The 2,703-nt window shown below is 34.8% G+C and carries 4 protein-coding genes; 2 read left to right on the plus strand and 2 right to left on the minus strand.

All coding sequences use genetic code 11. From position 1 onward, the window contains the following. The first annotated feature begins 171 nt into the window (after nucleotides 1-171). Nucleotides 172-390 (plus strand): hypothetical protein, encoded by a 219-nt coding sequence (locus BZK16_RS13735; protein ID WP_077929450.1) that lies wholly within the window; start codon nucleotides 172-174, stop codon nucleotides 388-390. Next, a complete protein-coding gene (locus BZK16_RS13740) occupies nucleotides 387-659 on the plus strand; it encodes a helix-turn-helix transcriptional regulator (RefSeq protein WP_143691200.1) in 273 nt (90 codons plus the stop codon). The genes BZK16_RS13735 and BZK16_RS13740 overlap by 4 nt, the downstream gene beginning before the upstream one ends. Nucleotides 660-926: 267 nt before the next feature. Here BZK16_RS13740 and BZK16_RS13745 read toward each other — a convergent pair whose 3' ends face one another. Both BZK16_RS13745 and BZK16_RS13750 read right to left on the minus strand, forming a co-directional pair. Further along, nucleotides 927-1,493: an NADAR family protein gene (locus BZK16_RS13745; protein WP_077929451.1), complete on the minus strand. Its 567-nt coding sequence runs from the start codon at nucleotides 1,491-1,493 to the stop codon at nucleotides 927-929. Between the two features lie 21 nt (nucleotides 1,494-1,514). Beyond that, entirely contained in the window at nucleotides 1,515-2,531 is a 1,017-nt protein-coding gene (locus BZK16_RS13750; RefSeq protein WP_077929452.1) for a lipoate--protein ligase, read from the minus strand. Nucleotides 2,532-2,703 lie beyond the last annotated feature (172 nt).

A 2,703-nucleotide genomic window follows, 5' to 3' on the forward strand; every position in this document is an offset into this window, starting at 1 on the left:
CTATGACATGCAGAATTTATGCACTACTGTTACATGCTACAGATTCTTAGATAAGTTTGATGGAAGGTCGCTATCAAGCGATGAACAGAGAGAGTGTGTGATAAATCCATTAGATGTCATATTTCTTGTTAAAAAACAGCGTAATTATAATGATCAATTGGAGCTATTCGCATGAAACTACAACAAATCACTTTAATAGAAACGCCCTGCTCTTTTGATGTGAAAGCAAAGGCTTTGGGTAAATCAGTTCACGCACAATACCAAAGATCATTTAAATCTCGTGAAGAAGCTGAGAAGCATATTGGGCAGCTGTATGAAATTGGCGAAATCGACCAGAAAGAAAATAAGCTGTATTTGAAGAATATTAGAAAGTATGGAGGAAATGTATGAATATTATTGAAGTTAGTTTAAATAAAGCTACTCTTAAGCAGATTGAAAATTTGGAATTAATGGTCCATGATATTAACTCTAAAATAACACCACCTGTTTCTGATCATGATAGATTTCTAAAAATTGAAGATGTTTCTAATATTATAAATTTTGGTAGAAAATGGATTTATGAAGAAATTCAAAAAGGAAATTTTCCAAAACCAATAAAACTTGGCACATCTTCAAGATGGAAATTATCAGAAATAAAATCATGGATGGAAAAGCAATGATTTTTTAATATAAGGGTATCTACAAAGGTATCCTTATTTTTTATTTTTAAAAACAAAATACAAAACATATACTTACAAATATACATGAGCCGCCGCTTCTGCAGCGAATGATAATAACAATCGCCCTTCTTCACTGTTATTGAAAAAAACTGCGATATTTTCCCATTCATGCAACATAATATTACCTCTTTATATTTATAATATTAACTATTCTTGCACATAATATATCGCAAAGTTTTTAACAATGCCGAGTTCTTATAATGATTTTTAGCCTTGAAGTAGTTGATCACGTACTTCCATTAAGGCAAAGCCTAATAAATTTAAGCCGCTCCATTGACGAGGATTCCCAATATTCGGGTCATTCTCTGCCATGCCAATGCCCCAAATTTTATCAACTGGACTTGCTTCCACCAAAACACGATCATTCGTACCAATCAAAAATGCTTTGAGTTCAGGATTTTGAGAGAACTTATGATAATTGCCTTCTACCACAATTTTGAATGCATTTTCTTCCCAAATGGCTTGATCAAAACGAGCAACTTTTCGTCCTAATTGTTTTGCTTCAGCGGGTGATTTAGCCAATAAAATTTGCTCAAAAATATCCTGATCATTAAACAATAATGCCTTTTGTGCCATCATCCAATGTTCTGCCGTTGGGAAACGATTACCATCCACAATAAAGGAGCTATTCCACCATTGGCTAAAGCATGATTTACTCACAGAACCATCCGTTGATGGGCGATGTCCCCAAAAGTACAGATACTTCACACGCTGTTTTTTATTTAAGGATTGAACTAAGTTCTCTAAACTATAATTCTCCGTTTGAAATGCCATAAAACCTCTTTATTTTATCTATTACTGAATGGCGCTGATGAACCAATTTCTTAGCTCACTCAATGAATCTTTCCCATCAAGGTATTTTTTAATAATATCTCCAAAAACATGATCAATATCCGCTTCTTTATATCGAATACCAATAAGTGCTTTTTCTAAAGCTTCAAGTGAATCCAAATACAAGCTATCACTATAAATCTTCGATTCAATGATTGCGCCATCTTTTACAACTAGCTGAACTTCAACTCCGCCCCAAGTAAAGCGTTCATCAAAATGATGGCTGAATTCTAAAGCTTTACCGAAATTCCAATCCCAACTGGATTGTTCCGCAAAGCGTTCTGCAAAGCCTTCAATATTTGGTGGATTAATTTCAGAAATAAATTCTGGCTCAACCATTGCGCCATAATGCTCAAAAAATGCCCCAGTCACAACTCCACAAATCTCAGCATGCGTGACAGTTGGCAACAACTCCGTTAAGTTTGCCACACGAGAACGAACAGAAGTAATACCTTTTGCTTGTAGCTTTTTAGGATCGGGATTTAGATAATTCGCTAAACGTGTAAAATCTACATTGATCAACAAAGTGCCATGATGAAAACCACGATCTGCTTTTTCACGATATGCCGAACCTGAAATCTTACGGATTTCATCATCACGATGGATCACTAAATCGTTTCTACCTGAAGTTTCCACATTTAGATCCAAAGCTTTTAAGGCATTAATGATGATTTGCGTTGAAGTATCTTTATTATAATCAGGTTTACCTGTCATGAAGGTAAAATTAGTATTACCTAAATCATGAAACACTGCGCCACCGCCACTATGACGACGCGCCAACTTTATATGATCATCATCCATTTTACGCGTATTACACTCTTTCCAAGGGTTTTGCGCACGACCAATCACAACTGTACTGTCATTTCTCCATAAAAATAGAACCTTCTGATTTGGATTCATTGAGCCAAAAATTGCCTCTTCAACCGCCAAGTTAAACCATGGATCTACACTTTCAGAAATCAGTAATCTCAGTTGTGTCATTTTCTTGCCTTTAAATTATTCAAATGTGTTCTAAAATCTAATGATAGTTTGTTTTTCTCTGTTAATATACTAATTCTGAAAGTTACACGAAGGAATCATTATGAAAGTTGAAGTTTGGTCAGATTTTTCTTGCCCGTTTTGTTATATCGGTGTTCACAATTTTTATCTTGCA

The sequence above is a fragment of the Wohlfahrtiimonas populi genome (assembly GCF_002006795.1).
GTDB classification, from domain to species: domain Bacteria; phylum Pseudomonadota; class Gammaproteobacteria; order Cardiobacteriales; family Wohlfahrtiimonadaceae; genus Wohlfahrtiimonas; species Wohlfahrtiimonas populi.